This window comes from Arthrobacter cavernae, from assembly GCF_017368795.1.
GTDB classification, from domain to species: Bacteria; Actinomycetota; Actinomycetes; order Actinomycetales; family Micrococcaceae; genus Arthrobacter; species Arthrobacter cavernae.
This window is the reverse complement of the sequence record NZ_JAFNLL010000069.1, coordinates 1-6,604: the sequence shown is the minus strand read 5'-3', so window position 1 is coordinate 6,604 and position 6,604 is coordinate 1. Positions and strand designations below refer to the sequence as shown.

General features: G+C 64.5%; 6 protein-coding genes. 1 reads left to right on the top strand and 5 read right to left on the bottom strand.

Features of this window, described 5'->3' with window-relative positions:
- Positions 1 to 327: 327 nt before the first annotated feature.
- The 5 genes from J1902_RS18405 to J1902_RS19550 all read right to left on the bottom strand — a co-directional run bounded on the left by J1902_RS18405 (position 328) and on the right by J1902_RS19550 (position 4,570).
- On the bottom strand, positions 328 to 531 hold the full coding sequence (locus tag J1902_RS18405) for a cold-shock protein (RefSeq protein WP_207617826.1): 204 nt from the start codon (positions 529 to 531) through the stop codon (positions 328 to 330).
- Between the two features lie 874 nt (positions 532 to 1,405).
- Positions 1,406 to 2,398 carry a hypothetical protein gene (locus J1902_RS18400; RefSeq protein ID WP_207617825.1) on the bottom strand — a complete coding sequence of 331 codons (993 nt, stop codon included), beginning with the start codon at positions 2,396 to 2,398 and terminating at the stop codon, positions 1,406 to 1,408.
- A 550-nt stretch (positions 2,399 to 2,948) separates the two neighbouring features.
- Entirely contained in the window at positions 2,949 to 3,320 is a 372-nt protein-coding gene (locus tag J1902_RS19560; RefSeq protein ID WP_242702209.1) for a hypothetical protein, read from the bottom strand.
- A 348-nt stretch (positions 3,321 to 3,668) separates the two neighbouring features.
- A complete protein-coding gene (locus J1902_RS19555) occupies positions 3,669 to 4,220 on the bottom strand; it encodes an SIR2 family protein (protein WP_307794491.1) in 552 nt (183 codons plus the stop codon).
- 173 nt (positions 4,221 to 4,393) lie between these two features.
- A complete protein-coding gene (locus J1902_RS19550) occupies positions 4,394 to 4,570 on the bottom strand; it encodes a hypothetical protein (protein ID WP_242702208.1) in 177 nt (58 codons plus the stop codon).
- 1,085 nt (positions 4,571 to 5,655) lie between these two features.
- On the opposite strand from J1902_RS19550, the gene J1902_RS18390 reads away from it, so the two are divergent.
- Positions 5,656 to 5,865, top strand: coding sequence for a hypothetical protein (locus J1902_RS18390; protein WP_307794490.1), 210 nt, complete (start codon positions 5,656 to 5,658; stop codon positions 5,863 to 5,865).
- Positions 5,866 to 6,604 lie beyond the last annotated feature (739 nt).

Sequence of the window (6,604 nt, the reverse complement as noted above, 5' to 3'; positions counted from 1 at the left end):
GCCAACGTCCGCATCACTTCCGGGAACCGGGTCAGCGCCCTGGTTGATGCCGTTCCGCCGCCCAGACAGCGGCCGAGGAATCCCAGGGGGCCGGGCATCAATAAGATGGCTGGCTGCACGCGGCGGCGCCGGCGTCGCGGGTGGACGACCGGCGCCGGCCCGCCGGCAGACCCGGCGCCCGTCGCCGGCAGGGCCGTTGAAGCACGGGACGGCCCTCTTCCGCCAAATGTCTGGAAGGGGCCGTCTGCGGTTCAGGCCAGACTCATGGCCGCTGGGTGTTGCACCGACTGTTGTGTTCCGGCCGTGTCCGGCAGTTGGCGTGGGCTGTCACAGCGGGCGGATGTTCTCTGCCTGGGGGCCCTTCGGGCCCCGGACCACATCGAATTCGACCTTCTGGTTCTCTTCCAGGGAGCGGTAGCCGCTGCTGGCGATCGCCGAGTAGTGGGCGAAAACGTCTGCGGACCCGTCATCGGGGGCGATGAAGCCAAAGCCCTTCTCTGCGTTGAACCATTTAACTGTGCCTGTGGCCATGGCTGCGTTCCTTCGTGTGGCTCTGATCCTCCGCCGGCCGGGCGGCCGGTGGCTGCGGAGACCGTCTTCCGCTGCCCCCAAGGTACGGGGCGGGGATACCGGGTGCAAGGGACCGACACGCTTACACCGGATCCGAGGTGCGCGCATGAGGCTACTAATGCCGGCACGGTCATTAGAAAGGCGCTGCGCGTCCGTTCAGGGCTCCTCTAAAGGGACTGCGGAAACCGCCATTGAAGCTGCGACCGACGTCAGCCTTGGGTGAACAGGGGACTGGACTGCCGCATCTGCGTGAAGAACGGAAACGTGAGTGTTTACGAGACGCGCTTGATGACTGGCTGCTCGCGAACCGGCCGAACGATACTACCGACTGCCGCAGTGGCAAGCAGCTGGGCCGGCCCCAAAAAGACAATCAAGACGCACCTGCGTTCCAGAAACAGGAAGATGGACTTCGTTTGCCGCCGGCTCCCACGGAGATGGTCGATCGACGCAATCACAGATGCGCTGCACGCTTGAAAACCCAGCCAACCAGACACCACCCCCGGCGATTTCGGGGCCTGCAGCCCCAGCGATCGGCTGGCATCCCAACCCGTCCAAGCAACCTCAGGCCTGCCCCCTTGGGCCGGGGCCTGGGGTTGGTTGACAGTTCCCTCCGCTCAGGTACCGAGACGCCTGAGTGGGAGCCGGTCCGGATTGGAGCACAGCGCCGCCAGGTTACTGATGCCTCTGGCCCGGTCTGCCCGGTCAAGGACCCTCCAGGATTCATGACCGGCATCAGAGAGCGCACGGTTCAGCATCAAGATCCGACCGCTCGCTGCCCCCCATACCCGCGACCAAGGCCAGAGAACTCGTGATGGTCGCCAACAGAACGGCGCCGTCATCGAGATGACCAGCATCTCGCGAGTTCTCCTGGTAGGCAGCCCCCTTTGAGGACCAACGCTCCAAGGGCATGGGGAACACTAATGAGCACCGGCTCCCCGCCAGCGACCGTGACACGGCAGGTCACCGTGCGGCGAAGCGCCGCAGTGTCACCAGAGACCCGGAAGGCCTGCGTCCTCCGATGCCGGGAATCATTCCCCGGCGCAAGATGCTCCGCGACCATAACATCGATCTGCTCTTCGCCACGGACGAACCGATGCGCCGGTGCCGCACGGTCAATGGACACACGAAGTTCGTCGCCGAGCGCTCGCAGGACGGAGGTGACTGACGACGTTGTCGCGGCCCCGGTTTCGATGTGCAGCACGATGTCGATGTCAGCCGTGGGCCGGGTGACAGCCAGACCGGCTACCGCTGAATGCAACTGCACCATGAGGCCGCCCACGAGTGTCCATTGGCTGGCGGGCAATGCGCGTGCGAACTCCACGCATTGAGGCCACGGCCGTCCCCAACCCCCGGGCGGGCCGGAGCTTCCCAGAGCGGCCGGTTCACGAACGCGGCGCTCGCAGGCATCCAGTAGCTCCCGGATGACACGCCGTCCGGCGCTTCGTTCGCGTGTCGCGGGGGACTCCAGCAGGTCCAGGGCAATCGCAGCGACGGGGACCTTCCCCCCAGTAAATGCTCCAGCGACGGTGACTTCGCGGATCACCACGTTGCCGTCCCGGTCCTCGATCAGTCCGTACGCGGCCTGGAGAGTCTCTGCGGTGCCGGCCATGGCGTAGCCTTCGGCGCTTCCGACGCCGACGGTGAGCCCGAACCGGTCGGAGATGTCTTCCTCACCCATGGCGGCGGCGCCACTGAGAAGCAAATGGTCACGGAGCAGCTGCACGACGTCGGCGGTGCCCCGGAAGTGCCGCACCGCGGCACGCCTGCGTGCCAGGATCGGAAGTTCCGACGCTTCCATGGTGCGCAGCTTCTCTTTCAGCCGGGACATTTCTGATGACCCAACCCAGCCAACATTTGTTTGCCCCGAGAGCAGGCTCAGTGCTGCCCAGGCGTTTGCCTCTGTCCAAGGGCGGCCATGGCGAGTGCCGACGCGTGCAAGAAGATCCACCGATGCTGTGTCGAGCAGGATGGTCCTGCCGACGGTGCCGGCTTGGATCAGTTGCCCGGAGCGGATCAGTTTGCGGCCGCTACGGGAGCCACGCCGAGTCGCGTGGCGGCTTGGCTGGTCGTCAAGGTGCCCATGCACTAACGTTCTCTCGAAGAAACGTTAGTGTCAGTCCGGAAGATCCTCTCCCGTCCCGCTGGGAACGGGCTTCCAAGGCTGAGAAGATGTTCCTGCACGATATTGCCGTGGACGGGCGACGAGGGTCCAGAGAAACAGAGTGCGATGCTACCAGCGCTCTTTCCCAGCCAGGACTGGCAAGTTCGTCTAGTTTTGTGGTGAATGGGTCTGGTTCTCCGGCCGGGGACGCGGACCAGTCTCACGCCTGGTGATCGCCGTGAAGCTCGAAGTCCCTTGTCACATGTTCTTATCGCTCTCACGGGTGGCAGCAAAAGAGATACTTGCCCCCGAGGGGGAGTCCTTTGGCCTGTAAGGAAAGCGTGGGCCATGGCCATGCGGTACTCAGCCTGGCAAAGGCCTTCTTGAAGCCGTCGTAGTCGTCGCCTGCTCCAATCAGGTGGCCGATCAGCTCTTGCATGTCAGCCGCAATCAACTCGCTTTGAGGGTAGATCCAAGCTGTTCCATTCCATCGCGGCGCTGCCTTCGCGAGGTCACAGTCAACAACCATCTCGTCCTGCAGAACCATGAAGGCAGGTTCGGGATCGCGATTGGAGTAAGCGTCCTTCCACTTCGGCACAGTTGCCACACGGATAAACACGTCCTCCCGATCCTCGGTGACAGCAACCATTGCGATGGCCCGCAGAACCAGCAGAGCCGGGTAATGCGCGGAGATTGATCCAGGCGTCCTGGGACGGCGAAACCTGCCCCCTCGCTTTCATGAGCTGCTGAACGGCCCACACCCAAAGATCAGCGTGGATGCGGTCACGGTCCAACACCACACCGATCGCGATGAGACGCACCAGCGTTTGAGAGCGGCTACGGAGAGACAGACATTCATTGTCGAAGGTGGCTGCGTAGCCGTCCCCGGAGGGAAAGATGCCTCCGCGCTCGCGGATGTATGCGACCAGGGAGCTGATTTCGGCCGACAGGAGCTCGCGGATTTCGATGTAGGACTTCCGGTGGGGAAGAAGTCTCTTCAGCCCCTCCTTAGTTGCGGCGCCGCCAAGGCGTCCAGGGATTCGAGTCGTTGCTGTAGGTCTGGGAAGAAGTCATCGGCTGTGACGTCGCTGATGACGGCGGCTCCATGTTGTTCGATTAGGGCGCCGGCGGCAGTCCCGAGCCCGTACAAGGTAGACCAGTAGAGGGGGTAGCGGCGGCTTTGCCGTCCTTGCAGCGCAGCAACCAATGCTTTTATCCCAGTCCGCTGACCATCCGTTGATGAGCAGACCAAAGTTTTCCATGACCTCGTGGAGGATTTCCTGTGTTGCCGGCCCGTAGCCGGTGAGTTCGGCGAGTGTGTTTTTTGGTCAAGCGACTTGTAATCGCCGTGGAGTTTGATAACGGTGCAGCCGGCGTGGTGGAGGGGCTTGCGGGCCTTGATGGCGCTCTCGGTGGAGAGTACCTGGTATGGAACGGATGCCTGGTCGAGTGCCTGTTCAATGAGGCTGTCGAAGTTGGTTGTCAGGATGACTTTGATGGCTCCGCGGCGGACGAGTTCAGCGATGGTGTGGTGTGCCTTGCCGGGCACTTTTCAGTTTGTTTGTACGGTCGTCTTCTGTGGGTTCGAAGTAGCTGTGTAGGAGTGCGCTTCGGGTGGCGGGGGTTCGGCCCAGGAATTCAAGGAGCCCGGAGTAGCCGAGTTCGTTGCCGTCGCCGTGTGCGGCCCACCCTTCTTCTATTTCCTTGTCGGTGGGTTGGCGCTCAGGGTTCCCCCGCTGCGGCCGCTGTTTGGCGGACCAGATCCTTGATGACGCCCCAGTCTGTGGGGACTCCGGCGCCGGTTGATGTCCCGGAACCGATAGGGAGGGCGTAGACGCCTGGCTGGGCCTGCATGGACAGTGCAAGGCCAATTCGGGGATCGATGGTGTGGGCAGTCATACCGCCACAGTAGGTCAAGGACTAACGGTGAGTTTCCCTTGCGCCACGTTGGCTTCCGGTGGCGGTGTGGCTGGCGCAGTTCCCGGTGGGGTTTTGCAAGGAATGCCAGCAAGGCAAACAAGCCAATGAATGCAATGAATGCAAGTGTTGTTTGGGTTTTGTGGTGGGGGTCGGAGTTCCGATCCCTTCTTTGTGTCCTCGGCCGCTGGTCGCCTGGGCGGGTTTTTGTACTTGGCGCGCGGGCCGTCGGTTTCGCCGCTGTGCGGCCGGCTCTTCCTGGTGGTTTGTCGTGGAGCTGCCGCCTGCGCGCGGTCGCCGGCCTTGGTATTGGGCTTCTTTGGTGGTGGGTCGCGGCAGGCGTGCAGGCCCCGGGGGTGGTGGCGTGTGCGTTTCCTTCGTGGCGCTGCTGCGGGGCCTGGTGGCCGGGCTGCAGGCCCGGGCGCGGAGCGCCTGCTGGGGGTGTGAGTGTCCGCAGGGATGGGGGAGAGCGCCAGAAGGGCACACGTGCCGCCTCAAGGGCGGCCGCGCGGGAACCGGGGGAGAGGCAATCGACGGGTGCGGGGCCGGCGCGCCAGCGTTCCGGCACAACACCGCGACCCCACCGCCCGACCCGATCACGCACCGATGCGAGCGTCGCCCACAAATCCCAATCACCCACCTCCACGCACCAACGGTGCACGCCGGCACTCAAACCCCACCACCCACAGCCGGCCGCCAGGCCGGCAGGGAGTGCCCCTCGCCAGACGGGTGCTGCTGCCTGTTCTGTGCAGTGTCTGTTGGGTCTTGGCAGTGGAGCAGAGGACGACGGCGTCATCCGGTCCCCGCTGGTGTCACGGGGAGTCTTCCCGGTAGGCAGGGCCGTCAAGCCAAGGCGCGAAGGGCACCGGAGACGCTGAAGAGACGGGCGCTCGCCGTCGTTGGTGGCCACCCGGCATGTGGCCGTGCGCTGCACGGCCGTCCTCAATGGGGTTGAAGTAGCTGGGCAGGACTGCGCTTCGGGTGGCGAGGGTGCGGCCCACCATCCGTCTATTTCCTTGTTCCGGAACCGATAAGCAGGACATAGACGCCTGGCTGGGGAATCCGCCTTGGCCATTGAAGAGATCTTCCGCCAGGTGGGACTTCCGGAAGGCTGCTACATCAATGTTTCGCATCAAACGACAGGTGCATCAATTGTTGCCGATGACCGGATCCAAGGCGTCTCCCTCACCGGCAGCGAGCGGGGTGGTGGGGTCGGAAGACCCACTCTGGGGCCTTTTCGCGGCCGGTCGTCACCCTTGGGGGAGGAGGCCTTGTAGTGCATCTGCACAGCTCAGGGGAAGCATTTTTTCGTGCATTTGTACAGTAATTCGCGGTTGTGGGGAGGTGGCCTGTAGTTCGGCCGCACAATGATGGCCTGTCTAGCGGCCCAGACACTTTGCTTTGTTGGGCGGCCGGGCCCCTGTGAGCTGAGTCTCCGGGGGAACTGGGGCGGGCCGAGCCGCCCGGAGAGGTCGGCAGGTGGTCGCACTGTCCTCGCTGCCCCGCGGCGGGTCTGTTCCTGGGTGCCTCCTGGGGGTCGGAGCTCCGACCCCCCTTGGCTTCGGCGGGGCTGCGTGCTGGTTTCTGGGTTTGTCCTGGTGGCTCGCTGCGGTGGGGGTGCCGGTGGTGTGGTGGCTGCGGGCCCGCCCCGTGAGTAGAGGCTGCTTTTCGTTGTGGGTGCTGTTTCATAGCAGGGCTGGCCGCTTGCCGCCCGCTCTAGCCCCCGGGGCCACATTTGGGAGAGGGTGGCTACACGCTGGGGGAGAGGCCCGCTCCAGGGGGTGCTGGACCGGCGCGCCAGCGTCCATCCGGTCCTGCACCACCCCCCCCCAGACCCAACTCGGCCATCCACCCCAAGGGGGAGAGGCCCACCCGACCCGATCACCCACCACCACGCACCGACCGGAACGCCTACCACCGACCCCCGCCACCCACAGCCGGCCGTCAGGCCGGCAGGGAGCGCGCCAGCGATCCCATTCGAGGTGGGCCGTCAGGCCCACCCTCACTGCCCCCCCC

What these genes read in the sequence shown, in the direction of transcription:
- J1902_RS18405 (WP_207617826.1), bottom strand. Translation starts at nt 531, where the DNA reads ATGGCCACAGGCACAGTTAAATGGTTCAACGCAGAGAAGGGCTTTGGC.
- J1902_RS18400 (WP_207617825.1), bottom strand. Translation starts at nt 2,398, where the DNA reads ATGTCCCGGCTGAAAGAGAAGCTGCGCACCATGGAAGCGTCGGAACTT.
- J1902_RS19560 (WP_242702209.1), bottom strand. Translation starts at nt 3,320, where the DNA reads ATGGTTGCTGTCACCGAGGATCGGGAGGACGTGTTTATCCGTGTGGCA.
- J1902_RS19550 (WP_242702208.1), bottom strand. Translation starts at nt 4,570, where the DNA reads ATGACTGCCCACACCATCGATCCCCGAATTGGCCTTGCACTGTCCATG.